This window comes from Enterobacter sp. 725m/11 (assembly GCF_011683705.1).
Classification (GTDB): Bacteria; Pseudomonadota; Gammaproteobacteria; order Enterobacterales; family Enterobacteriaceae; genus Enterobacter; species Enterobacter bugandensis.
Window position 1 is genome coordinate 45,088 of record NZ_JAAQOK010000007.1, and the last position, 14,325, is coordinate 59,412.

A 14,325-nucleotide genomic window follows, 5' to 3' on the forward strand; every position below is an offset into this window, starting at 1 on the left:
ATTTTAGCCCATTAGCCGATATACTTACGAATAGCAAACACGCGCTTTTTCTCATCAAAGCATGCAAAACAGGAGGTTTTTATGCTCATCGTTGTTCCCGTCCTTATATTCGTCGCGCTGGTTATCGTGGGCGCAGGTGTCAAAATTGTCCCTCAGGGTTACCAGTGGACCGTAGAGCGCTTCGGCCGCTATACCAACACGCTGCAGCCCGGCCTAAGCCTGATTGTTCCGTTCATGGACCGGATTGGCCGCAAAATCAACATGATGGAGCAGGTGCTGGATATCCCCTCTCAGGAAGTGATCTCTAAAGATAACGCCAACGTTACCATTGATGCCGTCTGCTTTATTCAGGTGATTGATGCGCCGAAAGCGGCCTATGAGGTGAGCAACCTGGAGCTGGCGATCGTCAACCTGACGATGACCAACATCCGTACCGTGCTCGGCTCGATGGAGCTGGACGAAATGCTCTCCCAGCGCGACAGCATCAATACCCGCCTGCTGCACATTGTTGATGAGGCAACGAACCCGTGGGGGATCAAAGTCACCCGTATTGAGATCCGCGACGTGCGCCCACCGGCAGAGCTGATCGCCTCCATGAACGCGCAGATGAAGGCCGAGCGTACCAAGCGTGCCTATATTCTGGAAGCCGAAGGGGTCCGTCAGGCGGAGATCCTCAAAGCGGAAGGGGAAAAACAGTCGCAGATCCTGAAAGCCGAAGGCGACCGTCAGTCCGCGTTCTTACAGGCAGAGGCGCGTGAACGTTCCGCAGAAGCGGAAGCCCGTGCGACACAGATGGTCTCCGAGGCGATTGCCGCCGGTGATATCCAGGCCGTGAACTACTTCGTGGCGCAAAAATATACCGATGCGCTGAAAGAGATCGGCTCCGCGAACAACAGCAAAGTGGTGATGATGCCCCTGGACGCCAGCAGCCTGATGGGCTCTATCGCGGGGATCGCCGAACTGATCAAGGACAGCGGAAACGAGCGTAAAAAATGATTGAGCTCATCGTTGCACATCCTCATGCCTTCTGGCTAAGCCTCGGTGGCTTATTGCTGGCGGCGGAGATGCTTGGCGGCAACGGCTACCTGCTCTGGAGCGGTGTTGCCGCTGTCATTACGGGCCTGCTGGTCTGGATCCTTCCTCTGGGCTGGGCGTGGCAGGGCGCGCTGTTTGCCGTGCTGACGCTGGTTGCCGCCTGGCTGTGGTGGCGCTGGCTTAACCGTCAGGTCAAAGAGCAGAAACCGCTGGACGCGCATCTCAACCAGCGCGGACAGCAGATTGTCGGCAAGCGCTTTACGCTCGACGCCGCACTGATGAACGGGCGCGGGCACATGCGCGTGGGCGACAGCTCGTGGCCGGTGGTGGCCGACGACGACCTCAGTGCCGGAACGCAGGTTGAGGTCATTGCGGTGGAAGGGATTACGCTGCGGGTAAAAGCCTGCTAGACGTGGGTTTTGCGATGGCAGCAGCCGGCAAGATTATCAATAATCGGGCAGTCGGCGCTGTCATCACCCGGACAGGATTCCGCCAGCTGCAGCAGCTGTTCGCGCATCGCCTGTAGCTCGATGATGTGGCGCTCGATCTCCGCCACTTTTTCCAGCGTGCGTTTTTTCACGTCCGCGCTGTGGCGCTTCGGATCGTTAAACAGGTTAACCAGCTCGCCGCACTCTTCCAGGTTAAACCCCACCTGTCTTGCCTGGCGCAGCAGCGTCAGTTCATCGAGATGCAGCTGCGTGTAGCTGCGGTAGCCGTTTTCACTGCGCAGCGGTGGCGTTACCAGCCCCTTCTCTTCATAAAAGCGGATCGCCTTGCTGGTTAAGCCGGTTTTTTTTGCCACGTCACTGATATTCACATTTCCCCCTTGACCTTCCCCTTGATGGAAGGTTTAACCTTCATAACAGTTAGCGAAAAGCGTTACTCCGGTCAACAACTGACCAATATATTATACGGGAGTTTTGTTATGTCTCACACTATCGACCTGACGCTGGACGGCCTCTCCTGCGGCCACTGCGTCAAACGCGTTAAAGAAAGCCTGGAGCAGCGTCCTGACGTTGAAAGCGCTGAAGTGACTATCGACCATGCCGCCGTGACCGGCAGCGCCAGCGCGGACGCGCTGATTGATACCATTAAACAGGCCGGTTATGGGGCGGAATTAAGCCACCCAAAGGCTAACCCGCTGGCAGAGTCATCATCCCCGTCGGAAGCGCTGACAGCGGCCACTCCTGAGCTTCCGGCAGCGGATGATATTGATGACAGCCAACAGCTGCTGATCAACGGCATGAGCTGCGCCAGCTGCGTCTCCCGCGTGCAGAACGCCCTGCAGGCGGTACCGGGCGTCGCACAGGCACGGGTCAACCTTGCGGAGCGTACTGCGCTGGTGATGGGCAGTGCCTCCGCCGCAGATTTAGTGCAGGCCGTGGAAAAAGCGGGCTACGGGGCGGAGGCCATCGAAGATGATGCCGAGCGCCGCGAACGCCAGCAGGAAACGGCTATTGCCACCATGAAGCGCTTCCGCTGGCAGGCGATCGTCGCTCTGCTGGTCGGTATTCCGGTGATGGTGTGGGGCATGATGGGTGACAACATGATGGTCACCGCAGACAACCGCACGCTGTGGCTGGTGATTGGTTTAATTACCCTTGCGGTCATGGTCTTTGCGGGTGGGCATTTTTATACCAGCGCCTGGAAGAGCCTGAAAAACCGCACGGCGACGATGGATACGCTGGTTGCGCTCGGTACCGGCGCGGCGTGGCTTTACTCCATGAGCGTGAACGTCTGGCCCCAGTGGTTCCCGATGGAAGCCCGCCATCTCTATTATGAAGCCAGCGCCATGATTATCGGCCTGATTAACCTGGGCCACATGCTGGAAGCGCGCGCCCGTCAGCGCTCCTCGAAAGCGCTGGAACGCTTGCTCGATTTAACCCCGCCGACGGCCCGCGTGGTCACGGACGATGGGGAAAAAAGCGTCCCGCTGGCGGAGGTACAGCCGGGCATGACGCTGCGCCTGACCACCGGCGACCGGGTGCCCGTCGACGGTGAAATCACCCAGGGCGACGCCTGGCTGGATGAAGCGATGTTGACCGGGGAGCCGATCCCCCAGCAAAAATCACAGGGCGATGCGGTTCATGCCGGCACGGTAGTGCAGGACGGCAGCGTGCTGTTCCGCGCCAGTGCCGTGGGTAGCCACACCACGCTGTCGCGTATTATCCGCATGGTTCGCCAGGCCCAGAGCAGCAAGCCGGAGATTGGCCAGCTTGCTGACAAAATCTCGGCCATTTTTGTGCCGGTAGTGGTAGGCATTGCTCTGCTGAGCGCGGCGATCTGGTATTTCTTCGGCCCGGCACCGCAGATTGTCTACACCCTGGTCATCGCCACTACGGTGCTGATCATCGCTTGTCCGTGCGCTCTTGGCCTGGCGACGCCGATGTCAATTATCTCCGGCGTGGGCCGTGCCGCCGAGTTTGGCGTGCTGGTCCGTGATGCGGATGCCCTGCAGCGGGCGAGCACCCTGGATACGATTGTCTTTGATAAAACCGGCACGCTGACCGAGGGCAAACCGCAGGTAGTGGCCGTGAGTACCGCAGGCATTGCGCAAGAGGACGCGCTGCGCCTTGCCGCCGCGCTGGAGCAGGGCTCCAGCCACCCGCTGGCCCGAGCCATTCTCGATAAGGCGAATGCTTCTGCCCTGCCGCAGGTCAGCAATTTCCGTACCCTGCGCGGGCTTGGCGTCAGCGGTGAAGCCGACGGCCACGCGCTGCTGCTGGGCAACCAGGCATTGCTGAATGAAAACGGTGTTGATACGTCCGCGCTGGAAGAAGAGCTGAAAGCACAGGCGTCTCGGGGCGCCACCCCGGTTCTGCTGGCGGTGGATGGCAAAGCCGCCGCGCTGCTGGCCGTGCGCGATCCGCTTCGCCAGGACAGCGTGGATGCCTTACAGCGCCTGCACCGCGCGGGCTATCGCCTGGTGATGCTGACCGGGGATAACCCGACCACCGCCAACGCCATCGCGAAAGAGGCCGGTATTGATGAGGTCATTGCGGGCGTGCTGCCGGACGGCAAAGCGGACGCCATCAAGAACCTGCAAAGTCAGGGTCGCCAGGTGGCGATGGTGGGCGACGGCATAAACGACGCCCCGGCGCTGGCCCAGGCGGACGTAGGGATAGCCATGGGTGGCGGGAGCGATGTCGCCATTGAAACCGCCGCCATTACGCTGATGCGCCACAGCCTGATGGGCGTTGCCGACGCCCTGGCCATTTCGAAAGCCACGTTGCGCAACATGAAGCAGAACCTGCTGGGGGCGTTCGTCTATAACTCGCTCGGTATTCCGGTTGCTGCCGGCATTTTGTGGCCGCTGACCGGCACCCTGCTGAACCCGGTGGTTGCGGGTGCGGCGATGGCACTCTCCTCCATTACCGTGGTGAGCAACGCCAACCGTCTGCTGCGGTTTAAACCGAAGGATTGAACCTTGTTCTCGTACGCGCTAGCATGACCCTTTCCGGTCATGGAGCGCGTATGAGTCTGTTTAATCGTATAAAAGCATCGTTTCGCGCCCTCTTCCCCCGCCGCTATGCCTGGCCCGGCCTGGATATCTCGCTTCCCGGCGGGCAACACCTGCACCTGGTCGGCAGCATCCATATGGGCACGCAGGGAATGTCTCCTCTGCCATCCGGTCTGATAAAACGCCTGAAGCGCGCCGACGCGCTGGTCGTCGAGGCGGACATTTCCGGCCACGAGTCGCCGTTTGCCGGGCTTGAAAGCGATCTCCCGCTGGCGGAGCGCCTGAACGACGACCAGCTCGCGGAGCTGAGGCGCGTGGCGGCAGAAACCGGCGTGTCGCTCTCCATGATTGACACCCTGCCGCTGTGGCAAATTGCGATGGTGCTGCAGGCCACGCAGGCGCAGCGTCTGGGCCTGCGCGGTGACTACGGCATTGATTACCAGCTGCTGAACGTGGCGCGGGCGCGCCGTATGCCCATCATCGAGCTGGAAGGAACGGACAGCCAGATTGCGCTCCTGCGCCAGCTTCCTGACGACGGTCTGATGCTGCTGGATGATACCCTGACCCACTGGCACACCAACGCGCGTCTGCTGCAAACCATGATTGGCTGGTGGCTGGATGCGCCGCCCGCGGACGGTAAGCTGGCGCTACCGTCGACGTTCAGTGAATCGCTTTATGATGTGCTGATGAATGCGCGCAACAAAGCCTGGCGAGAGACGCTGCATGCTTTACCTGCGGGGGAGTACGTGGTCGCGGTCGGGGCGCTGCATTTATACGGCGAAGGGAATTTGCCGTCGCTGTTGAAATAAAAAAATGGCCAATATCTCTATTGGCCCGTCAAAGAGGAATTTCATCGTTTTTATTATACCGAAGTGACCTTCGGCTGAGCCGATTGTCGCTCAAAGTGACCATCACTGCCAACACTATTGCGCAAGATGGTGCTATTTTTTAGACAAACGTCAGGCGTATGCTGGCTGCATGAATTGTCTGCCGTAAGAAGGATAGCTATGACTCCCGCCGTTAAATTACTCGAAAAAAACAATATTTCTTTCCGGATCCATACTTACGATCACGATCCGAACGAAACCAACTTTGGTGATGAAGTGGTGCGCAAGCTGGGGCTGAACGCTGACCAGGTCTATAAAACACTGCTGGTGGCGGTGAATGGCGATATGAAGCACCTCGCCGTGGCGGTAACGCCCGTTGCCGGACAGCTCGATCTCAAAAAGGTAGCGAAAGCGCTGGGGGCGAAAAAGGTGGATATGGCGGACCCGATGGTTGCGCAACGCACCACGGGCTATCTGGTGGGCGGGATCAGCCCGCTCGGACAGAAAAAACGCCTGCCGACGCTGATCGATGCGCCTTCGCAGGAATTTGAGACGATCTATATTTCGGGCGGTAAACGCGGGCTGGATATTGAACTGGCCGCGGGCGATCTGGCGAAAATGCTGGACGCGAAGTTTGCGGATATTGCCCGCCGGGAGTAAAAAAAGCCGGGTGGCGGCTACGAGGTAAAAGCAAAACGGTAACAGGCGTTACCGTTTTTTGTGTTCGCGCCCTCTCCCGGTGGGAGAGGGTTGGAGTGAGGGCATCAGGCCGCACAACACTACTGCCAGCTCACCTCACCTTTCGGCTCATAGGCATTCACGTCAATCGGCGAGTTCTGCTCGATGTACTGCTTCAGCACTTCCGCATCAATAAAACCGGTGTTTACGTAGCCCGGTTTATTATCGATGTGCGGATAGCCGTCGCCGCCGGTGGCGTTAAAGCTTAACGTCGCCAGACGGTAGGTTTTCGCCGGATCGACCGGCTCGCCTTTGATTTTGAGATCGTTGAGCTTGCCGTCCTTCGCCACAAAGCTGACGTTGGCAAACTGCGGATAGGCACCCGAGTCCGGCTTCATCTGCGCTACGGCGGTCAGGTAGTCAACGACCTCTTTCCCGCTCATATCCGCATACACCACCACGTTGCCGAACGGCTGCACCTTCAGCACGTCTTTATAGGTGATGTTTCCGCCTTCGATGGAGTCACGAATGCCGCCGCCGCTCATCACGCCGAAGTCCGCATTCGTGCGCGCCATCTGCGCCGCCAGCACCAGATGGCCCATGTTGGTCTGCACGAAGCGGACTTTACTGCGGTCCCCTTCCAGACGACCGTTCAGCGTGCCGATTTTCACGTCCAGCTGCGCCTTGCCTTTGTTCTGGAACGGCGTCAGCAGGGAGAGCATCTGCTGGTTTTCAGCAATCTCTGGCGTGTAAAGTACGCGCTCGCTTTTCCCGTCCGGGTAGGTGACTTTCTTCTTCAGGTTCACCGGGATAAGCTGATAGCGCACCAGCTTCATCTCACCGTTACGAAACTCAAAGTCCGCCCGACCCACGTATTTACCCCACTCGTGGGCCTGCACAATCCAGATCCCGTTCTGACGATCTGGCGCACATGGCGTGCCCGGCACGTAGTCCACCTGCTTTTTGTTCTCCGACGCCATGCACACCGGATCCTGCGAGTGACCGCCCACAATCATCGCCAGCGAGCCCGCTGGCAGGCTGCGCGCCATCTCCACGTCGCCGGGCGCATTGGAGCCGTGCTCGCCGTTATCGTAGTGTCCCATGTGGGTAGTGGCGATAATCACGTCCGGCTTTTCGTTCTGCTGCAGCTCCTGAATCACCAGCTTCGCTTCGTCTGCCGGTTTGCGGAATTCGATATCGGTGAAGAACTCAGGGTTACCGATTTTTGCCGTATCGTCGGTGGTTAAGCCGATGACCGCGATTTTGAGATCCTGACGCTTAAACAGCGCCCACGGTTTAAACAGACGTTCGCCGGTGCTTTTCTGGTAAATATTGGCGGAGAGGAACGGGAATTTGGACCATTTCTCCTGCTGGCGCAGCACGCTCAGCGGATTGTCAAACTCGTGGTTGCCGACGGCCATCGCGTCGTAACCGATTAAATTCATGCCGCGGAAATCGGGTTCAGCATCCTGTAAATCCGATTCCGGCACGCCGGTATTAATATCCCCGCCCGACAGCAGCAACACGCTGCCGCCCTGGGCCGCCACCTCTTTGCGAATGCCGTCCACCAGTGTTTTTTGCGCCGACAGACCATACTCGCCGTATTCACTGCGCCAGAAATGACCGTGATGATCGTTGGTATGCAGAATGGTGATTTTATAGGTTTTATCTTTTTCATACGCCTGCGCGGGCAGGCTTGCCAGGCCCCATGCGGCAATAAGCGCCAGCGCGACGCCCCGCTTCATTAACTTCATCTTCTCTCTCCCTGACCAATAGACAAAGGCAAAAATTACAGTGACTAACAAGAATAGACAAATAAGTTTTCAGAATTGCGACTTTCTTCAAATGTCACGGACGAGTATGTTAGTCGGATAATAATTACTCCCTGCATCTCTAATAACAAATTGACGTGGTATTTATGGCAATCAGTGAATCAACCCAGCCCGCTCCGGGCGCGCCGGCGTCGCGCACCTCTTTTAAAGTTTTAGGCGCAATCAGCCTCTCGCACCTGCTCAACGACATGATCCAGTCGTTGATTCTGGCGATCTACCCGCTGCTGCAGTCCGAGTTTTCGTTAACCTTCGTACAGATCGGGATGATCACCCTGACCTTCCAGCTGGCCTCGTCGCTGCTGCAGCCGGTGGTGGGTTACTGGACGGATAAATACCCGATGCCGTGGTCGCTGCCGATAGGCATGTGCTTTACCTTAAGCGGGCTGGTGCTGCTGGCCATGGCAGGCAGTTTTGAAGCGGTTCTGCTCGCCGCCGCGCTGGTGGGAACCGGCTCGTCCGTCTTCCATCCGGAATCGTCCCGCGTGGCGCGTATGGCCTCCGGTGGCCGTCACGGGCTGGCGCAGTCACTCTTCCAGGTAGGGGGCAACTTCGGCAGCTCCCTCGGCCCGCTGCTGGCGGCGGTGATTATCGCCCCGTATGGCAAAGGCAATGTGGCCTGGTTTGTGCTGGCCGCCCTGCTCGCCATTGTCGTGCTGGCACAGATCAGCCGCTGGTACGCCGCCCAGCATCGCGTGAATAAAGGGAAACCTAAAGCGAAGGTTATCAATCCCCTGCCTCGTAATAAGGTCATTCTTGCGGTCTCCGTGCTGCTGGTGCTGATTTTCTCCAAATACTTCTATATGGCGAGCATTAGCAGCTATTACACCTTTTATCTGATGCAAAAATTCGGATTATCGGTACAAAACGCGCAGTTTCACCTGTTTGCTTTCCTCTTCGCGGTGGCCGCAGGAACGGTCATTGGCGGGCCGGTGGGGGATAAAATTGGCCGTAAATATGTCATTTGGGGCTCTATCCTCGGGGTGGCACCGTTTACCCTTATTTTGCCGTACGCAAGCCTGGAATGGACCGGGATTTTAACCGTGATAATCGGTTTTATCCTCGCCTCCGCGTTTTCCGCCATCCTGGTCTATGCTCAGGAGCTGCTGCCGGGCCGTATTGGTATGGTTTCCGGGCTCTTTTTCGGTTTCGCCTTTGGGATGGGCGGCCTTGGCGCAGCCGTATTAGGGATGGTTGCGGATCACACCAGCATCTTCCTGGTTTACAAAATCTGTGCTTTCCTGCCGCTTCTTGGGATGTTGACCATATTCCTGCCTGATAATCGTCATAAAGCGTGATTTACGGGTAGCTAAAGTTATGCTTTGGCTACCCTCCCCCCTTATGCGATAAGGGTTTCCTATTCATCCCCACTCTGAATTTATCAATATGCGCCTTTTTAATCGCATATTGCCGTTTTATTCAAACTTCAACAATTATTCATAAACATAAGGGCAAAAATTGTCATAAACTATTACCTGGCTTTTTGGTATTCACGCCAAAAATGGAACACTCACCACGAAAGGAGACGGAATGCACCACGCCACACCGCTTATTACCACCATTGTTGGTGGACTTGTGCTCGCTTTTATCCTTGGCATGATTGCCAATAAGCTGCGTATTTCTCCTCTTGTCGGCTATTTGTTAGCGGGTGTACTGGCGGGGCCTTTCACGCCAGGCTTCGTGGCGGATACCAAACTGGCGCCAGAACTGGCGGAACTGGGCGTGATCCTGCTGATGTTTGGCGTCGGTCTGCATTTTTCGCTGAAGGACCTGATGGCGGTAAAGTCGATCGCCATACCCGGAGCGATCGCCCAGATAGGGGTGGCGACGCTGCTGGGCATGGCGCTTTCGGCCTTGCTGGGCTGGTCGCTGATGACCGGCATCGTCTTTGGGCTGTGCCTCTCCACCGCCAGTACCGTGGTGCTGCTGCGCGCGCTTGAAGAGAGGCAGTTGATAGACAGCCAGCGTGGGCAAATCGCGATCGGCTGGCTGATTGTGGAAGATCTGGTGATGGTGTTGACGCTGGTGCTGCTGCCCGCCGTCGCCGGGATGATGGAAAAAGAGAACATTGGCTTCGCCTCGCTGGCGCTGGATATGAGCATCACCATCGGTAAGGTGGTGGCCTTTATCGCCATCATGATGCTGGTGGGCCGCCGTCTGGTGCCGTGGATCATGTCCCGCAGCGCGGCGACCGGCTCCCGCGAGCTGTTTACTCTCTCCGTGCTGGCGCTGGCGCTGGGCATCGCCTTCGGTGCCGTTGAGCTGTTTGATGTCTCCTTTGCCCTGGGGGCGTTCTTCGCCGGGATGGTGCTGAACGAATCCGAGCTGAGCCACCGTGCGGCGCACGACACGCTGCCGCTGCGCGATGCGTTTGCCGTGTTGTTCTTCGTCTCCGTCGGGATGCTGTTCGACCCGCTGGTGCTGATCCAGCAGCCGCTGGCCGTGCTGGGCACGCTGGCGATCATTATTTTTGGTAAGTCGCTCGCGGCTTTCTTCCTGGTGCGAATGTTCGGCCACTCCCCGCGCACGGCGCTGACCATTGCCGCCAGCCTGGCGCAGATCGGTGAGTTCGCCTTTATTCTGGCCGGCCTGGGTATGGCCCTGAACCTGCTGCCGCAGGCGGGGCAAAATCTGGTGCTGGCGGGGGCAATCCTCTCCATCATGCTAAACCCGGTATTGTTTGCCCTGCTGGAAAAATACCTCGAGAAGACCGAAACCCTCGAAGAGCAGACGCTGGAAGAGGCAACGGAAGAAGAGAAGCAGATCCCGGTGGATATTTGTAATCACGCCCTGCTGGTGGGCTTTGGCCGCGTGGGTAGCCTGCTCGGCGAGAAGCTGATGGCGCAGGGCATTCCGCTGGTGGTGATTGAGACGTCACGCACCCGCGTGGATGAGCTTCGCGAGCGCGGGATTCGTGCGGTGCTGGGCAATGCGGCGAACGAAGAGATCATGGAGCTGGCGCATCTGGACTGCGCCCGCTGGCTGCTGCTGACCATTCCAAACGGTTATGAAGCGGGTGAGATTGTGGCCTCCGCGCGTGAGAAGTGCCCCGGTATTGAGATCATTGCCCGAGCGCACTATGACGACGAGGTGGAGTACATTACCGAGCGCGGCGCGAATCAGGTGGTGATGGGCGAGCGTGAGATTGCGAACACCATGCTGACGCTGCTGACGAAGCCGCCAGTTGAAGAGGCAGTTACGGGGTAAGTTTGCTGCGGCCTGATGCCCGCACCCTGGCCCTCTCCCACAGGGAGAGGGAACAAATACTAAAAACGGCAACCACAGGTTGCCGTTTTGCTTTTACCTGTCCCAGTACGCCTCTTCGAGGCTGTCTTCTCGTTCCGGCAGACCCCGCGTTAAGCGCGGCGAATGCTGGTTCAGTACCTGGTAGCTCACGCGGTTGGCGTACTTACACACCTGCGCCAGCGACGAATAGGTCAGCCAGCTGAACTTGTGCTTGCTGGAGTTCGGCACGTTAGTTTTGTGATAGGCGTTCGCGGTAATGTCATGCAGCAGCGCGGCAAGCGCGCCGTCGCCCGCGCCGTTAGTGTTCATGATCTTCTCCGGCCCGCCCATATACGGCGCAATGTGGGAGTAGATACGCAGCGGATTCACGCAGTCTTTGTGGCGCATGCCGCGGCTGAACTCGTACTGGTTGAACTCCGCAATCGCCCCCGGCAGCAGCGGGTGCTGGGTTTTGCGCTTGCTCTCTTCTTCGGTGAAGCCCGCCATATACAGCCCAACCGGACCGGCGGTGCAGAGCACCAGATCCACCCAGTCCAGCGCTTTGTCGGACGCCAGCAGCGGATCGCTTTCACCGGTCAGCGCCTCGGCCTCTTCTTCGTTCATCGCCAGAATCGAGACGTGCTCTTTCAGGAAGGTCTGCCACCACTCCGGGTTATCGGCAATCACAAATTTGGTGCCCAGGGTTAACACTACCGGCACATCGTACTTTTTGGCGTACTCAATCGCCTTCATGGTCGCTTCCGGCATCGGCTCGCCCGGCTTGCAGCGCACCAGGTAGGAGGTCAGCACCAGCGCAGACGCGCCCGCGATCACCTCTTCGGGAATGCTTTCCGCGCGCAGCTTGTTCATGTGGCCCGGGCTGATGGCAAAGGTACGCTCGCCGGATTCGCCGATCAGCGTAAAGCAGCGGCCAATCGGCCCGTCTACGCCCTGGAGATAGTTAAGATCGGTGCGGCTGGAGGTGTTGCACAGGTAGCGGTAGGCGTAGCCACCGATTTCGATATTGCTGCACATCACGCCGAGCAGCACCGAGCGGTCATCTGCCAGCACCGAGTAATTATGCATGGTGTTGCCGATGGTGCCGCCAGCGAACTGATGGGTAATCAGATTTTCGCGCACCAGCTCCTGATACAGCGCTTCGGCAACGTCGTCCTCAATCACCAGCGAGTGACCGGCGCTCAGACCGTAACGGGCGACAAACTCATCATCCACTTTCGCTTCAATGTCCACCAGCGTCTGGTCGATACCGACAACCCAGGCCGCGCTGGTTTCATTTTCAGGCTGGATTTGCTGCAGGAGCGGATCGCGGGCATCGACGGGAAAGTAGTGTTTGGATTTGCGTTTACCGGGAAATTTCATGGTCTGAACTGTACGAAGAATATGGGCCGGGAATGGTAGCACAAACCCGGCCCGGAGTGCGATCAGCGGCTGTTCGTCACCAGCGAGACCATCATGTCGATATGCTCAGGTGAGTCGTTAAGCGCCGGAATGTACTCATACTTTTCGCCGCCGGCCTCAAGGAAAAATTCCCGGTTTTGCACCGCGATCTCCTCCAGCGTTTCAAGGCAGTCCGCCGAGAAGCCCGGCGACATCACCTGAATGTGCTTCACGCCCTTCTCGCCGAGCATTTTGAGGGTTTCATCGGTGTACGGCGTCAGCCACGGCTCGCGGCCAAAGCGCGACTGGAAGGTCATCATCACCTTCTCCGGCGGCAGGCCAAGGGCGGAGACCAGCTCGCGGGTGGTATCGCGGCAGCGCTGGGGGTAATCATCCCCTTCGTTGGCGAAACGCTGCGGAATACCGTGATAGGAGAGCAGCAGCAGATCCGGTTCGCCGTGCTTTTCAAACGACGCACGAGCGCTGTTGGCAAGCGCCTTAATGTAGAGCTCGTTATCCGCATAATCGCGAATAAAGGTCACGCCCGGAATGCGGCGGCGCGTCTTCAGAATACGCGCCAGCTCGTCCCAGACGGCGGCCACCGTCGAGCAGGAGTACTGCGGATACAAGGCCAGCACGACGATATGCTCCACGCCCTGTGCCATCAGCGCATCGACGGCGCTTTCCAGAGAAGGTTTACCGTAGCTCATGCCGAGTGCGACGGGCATATCCGGCAGACGGGCGGCCAGCGCTTTTTCCTGGCGACGGCTGTACACCATCAGTGGCGAGCCCTCTTCCATCCAGACGGACTGATAAAGTTTGGCGACGCGCGGAGAGCGAATCGGCAGAATGACGCCACGCAGCAGCGGCCACCACAGCAGTCTCGGAAAATCCACGACGCGGGTGTCGCTTAAAAATTGTCGCAGGTAGCGTTTTACCGCCGCTGGAGTGGGTGCTTCTGGGGTGCCCAGATTGGCAAGCAGGATGCCGGTTTTCGCCTGACTCATTCACGCCTCTTAACCATTTGATAGGTTGTCAATTGTAGCGGAAATGCGTTTAAACGAAACCCATTGCTGTAATAGGTAAGATGAGAATATTTCTCACCCGGAAACCCGGGTGAGAGGCGCGTGATTAGCCGAGGATTTTTTCCAGCTCTGCACGTACGTCAGCCACGGCTTTGGTGCCATCAACTTTGGCGTATTTGGTGTTACCCGCCTGCGCTTCTTTGGTGTAGTAGCCAATCAGCGGTGCGGTCATCTGATGGTATTCCACCAGGCGTTTACGCACGGTCTCTTCCTGATCGTCTTTACGGGTGGTCAGCTCTTCGCCGGTCACGTCGTCTTTGCCTTCAACCTTAGGCGGGTTGAATTTGATGTGGTAAACGCGGCCAGAGGCAGCGTGCACGCGACGGCCAACGATACGGTCAACGATCAGCTCGTCCGGTACGTCGAACTCCAGAACGTAGTCCACGTTGATGCCCGCTTCTTTCATGGCGTCAGCCTGAGGAATGGTGCGCGGGAAGCCGTCCAGCAGGAAACCGTTGCGGCAGTCTTCCTGCGCAATGCGCTCTTTAACCAGCGCGATAACCAGCTCGTCGGTTACCAGCTTGCCTGCGTCCATGATGTCTTTCGCTTGTTTACCCAGCTCGGAGCCAGATTTTACAGCGGCGCGCAGCATGTCACCGGTGGAGATTTGCGGAATACCGTATTTCTCCATGATGAACTGAGCCTGAGTTCCTTTACCCGCGCCCGGAGCGCCAAGCAGAATAATACGCATTGCGAAAATCCCCTCAAATGTCGTTTCAATTTTTCAAAAGCGCTAAACAATACCACCAGAACGGGCGTGGCTCAAGGAAGGCGGGAAGGCTGAAACG

Annotated in this window: 12 protein-coding genes; 7 read left to right on the forward strand and 5 right to left on the reverse strand. The window is 58.0% G+C overall.

Going from position 1 to position 14,325, the window contains the following annotated elements; all coding sequences use genetic code 11:
- The first annotated feature begins 81 nt into the window (after positions 1 to 81).
- Both HBA26_RS04535 and HBA26_RS04540 read left to right on the forward strand, forming a co-directional pair.
- Entirely contained in the window at positions 82 to 996 is a 915-nt protein-coding gene (locus HBA26_RS04535; RefSeq protein ID WP_008499312.1) for an SPFH domain-containing protein, read from the forward strand.
- A complete protein-coding gene (locus HBA26_RS04540) occupies positions 993 to 1,445 on the forward strand; it encodes an NfeD family protein (protein ID WP_126345087.1) in 453 nt (150 codons plus the stop codon). Before HBA26_RS04535 ends, HBA26_RS04540 begins: the two co-directional genes overlap by 4 nt.
- Here HBA26_RS04540 and cueR read toward each other — a convergent pair.
- Positions 1,442 to 1,852 (reverse strand): Cu(I)-responsive transcriptional regulator, encoded by a 411-nt coding sequence (gene cueR, locus HBA26_RS04545; protein WP_028012206.1) that lies wholly within the window; start codon positions 1,850 to 1,852, stop codon positions 1,442 to 1,444. The two genes, HBA26_RS04540 and cueR, sit on opposite strands and share 4 nt — an antisense overlap.
- Positions 1,853 to 1,960: 108 nt before the next feature.
- Here cueR and copA point away from each other — a divergent pair, with 108 nt between their 5' ends.
- The 3 genes from copA to ybaK all read left to right on the forward strand — a co-directional run bounded on the left by copA (position 1,961) and on the right by ybaK (position 5,982).
- Positions 1,961 to 4,459: a copper-exporting P-type ATPase CopA gene (gene copA / locus HBA26_RS04550; protein WP_126345088.1), complete on the forward strand. Its 2,499-nt coding sequence runs from the start codon at positions 1,961 to 1,963 to the stop codon at positions 4,457 to 4,459.
- Positions 4,460 to 4,509: 50 nt separating this feature from the next.
- Positions 4,510 to 5,304 (forward strand): TraB/GumN family protein, encoded by a 795-nt coding sequence (locus HBA26_RS04555; RefSeq protein WP_045631425.1) that lies wholly within the window; start codon positions 4,510 to 4,512, stop codon positions 5,302 to 5,304.
- Positions 5,305 to 5,502: 198 nt separating this feature from the next.
- Entirely contained in the window at positions 5,503 to 5,982 is a 480-nt protein-coding gene (gene ybaK, locus HBA26_RS04560; protein ID WP_008499307.1) for a Cys-tRNA(Pro)/Cys-tRNA(Cys) deacylase YbaK, read from the forward strand.
- Between the two features lie 119 nt (positions 5,983 to 6,101).
- On the opposite strand, the gene ushA is transcribed toward ybaK, so the two are convergent.
- Complete coding sequence (gene ushA / locus HBA26_RS04565; RefSeq protein ID WP_028012202.1) at positions 6,102 to 7,754, reverse strand: bifunctional UDP-sugar hydrolase/5'-nucleotidase UshA; 1,653 nt, start codon at positions 7,752 to 7,754, stop codon at positions 6,102 to 6,104.
- A 164-nt stretch (positions 7,755 to 7,918) separates the two neighbouring features.
- Between ushA and HBA26_RS04570 the strand changes: the two genes are divergently transcribed.
- On the forward strand, positions 7,919 to 9,127 hold the full coding sequence (locus HBA26_RS04570; protein ID WP_028012201.1) for an MFS transporter: 1,209 nt from the start codon (positions 7,919 to 7,921) through the stop codon (positions 9,125 to 9,127).
- A gap of 232 nt (positions 9,128 to 9,359) precedes the next feature.
- Positions 9,360 to 11,036, forward strand: a complete 1,677-nt coding sequence (gene ybaL, locus HBA26_RS04575; RefSeq protein ID WP_126345090.1) for a YbaL family putative K(+) efflux transporter — start codon at positions 9,360 to 9,362, stop codon at positions 11,034 to 11,036.
- Between the two features lie 93 nt (positions 11,037 to 11,129).
- Here the strand turns inward: ybaL and HBA26_RS04580 are convergent, their stop codons facing one another.
- From HBA26_RS04580 to adk, 3 genes are all read right to left on the reverse strand, one after another.
- Complete coding sequence (locus tag HBA26_RS04580) at positions 11,130 to 12,434, reverse strand: inosine/guanosine kinase (RefSeq protein ID WP_045260696.1); 1,305 nt, start codon at positions 12,432 to 12,434, stop codon at positions 11,130 to 11,132.
- A gap of 62 nt (positions 12,435 to 12,496) precedes the next feature.
- Positions 12,497 to 13,459, reverse strand: coding sequence for a ferrochelatase (gene hemH, locus HBA26_RS04585; RefSeq protein WP_126345091.1), 963 nt, complete (start codon positions 13,457 to 13,459; stop codon positions 12,497 to 12,499).
- A 124-nt stretch (positions 13,460 to 13,583) separates the two neighbouring features.
- Entirely contained in the window at positions 13,584 to 14,228 is a 645-nt protein-coding gene (gene adk, locus HBA26_RS04590) for an adenylate kinase (protein WP_006809841.1), read from the reverse strand.
- Positions 14,229 to 14,325: the final 97 nt, after the last annotated feature.

Bases quoted from the DNA above. Each gene is read 5' to 3' on its own strand.
- ushA (WP_028012202.1), bottom strand. From the start codon at position 7,754: ATGAAGTTAATGAAGCGGGGCGTCGCGCTGGCGCTTATTGCCGCATGG.
- HBA26_RS04540 (WP_126345087.1), top strand. From the start codon at position 993: ATGATTGAGCTCATCGTTGCACATCCTCATGCCTTCTGGCTAAGCCTC.
- adk (WP_006809841.1), bottom strand. From the start codon at position 14,228: ATGCGTATTATTCTGCTTGGCGCTCCGGGCGCGGGTAAAGGAACTCAG.
- HBA26_RS04570 (WP_028012201.1), top strand. From the start codon at position 7,919: ATGGCAATCAGTGAATCAACCCAGCCCGCTCCGGGCGCGCCGGCGTCG.
- HBA26_RS04580 (WP_045260696.1), bottom strand. From the start codon at position 12,434: ATGAAATTTCCCGGTAAACGCAAATCCAAACACTACTTTCCCGTCGAT.
- copA (WP_126345088.1), top strand. From the start codon at position 1,961: ATGTCTCACACTATCGACCTGACGCTGGACGGCCTCTCCTGCGGCCAC.
- HBA26_RS04535 (WP_008499312.1), top strand. From the start codon at position 82: ATGCTCATCGTTGTTCCCGTCCTTATATTCGTCGCGCTGGTTATCGTG.
- HBA26_RS04555 (WP_045631425.1), top strand. From the start codon at position 4,510: ATGAGTCTGTTTAATCGTATAAAAGCATCGTTTCGCGCCCTCTTCCCC.
- ybaL (WP_126345090.1), top strand. From the start codon at position 9,360: ATGCACCACGCCACACCGCTTATTACCACCATTGTTGGTGGACTTGTG.
- ybaK (WP_008499307.1), top strand. From the start codon at position 5,503: ATGACTCCCGCCGTTAAATTACTCGAAAAAAACAATATTTCTTTCCGG.
- hemH (WP_126345091.1), bottom strand. From the start codon at position 13,459: ATGAGTCAGGCGAAAACCGGCATCCTGCTTGCCAATCTGGGCACCCCA.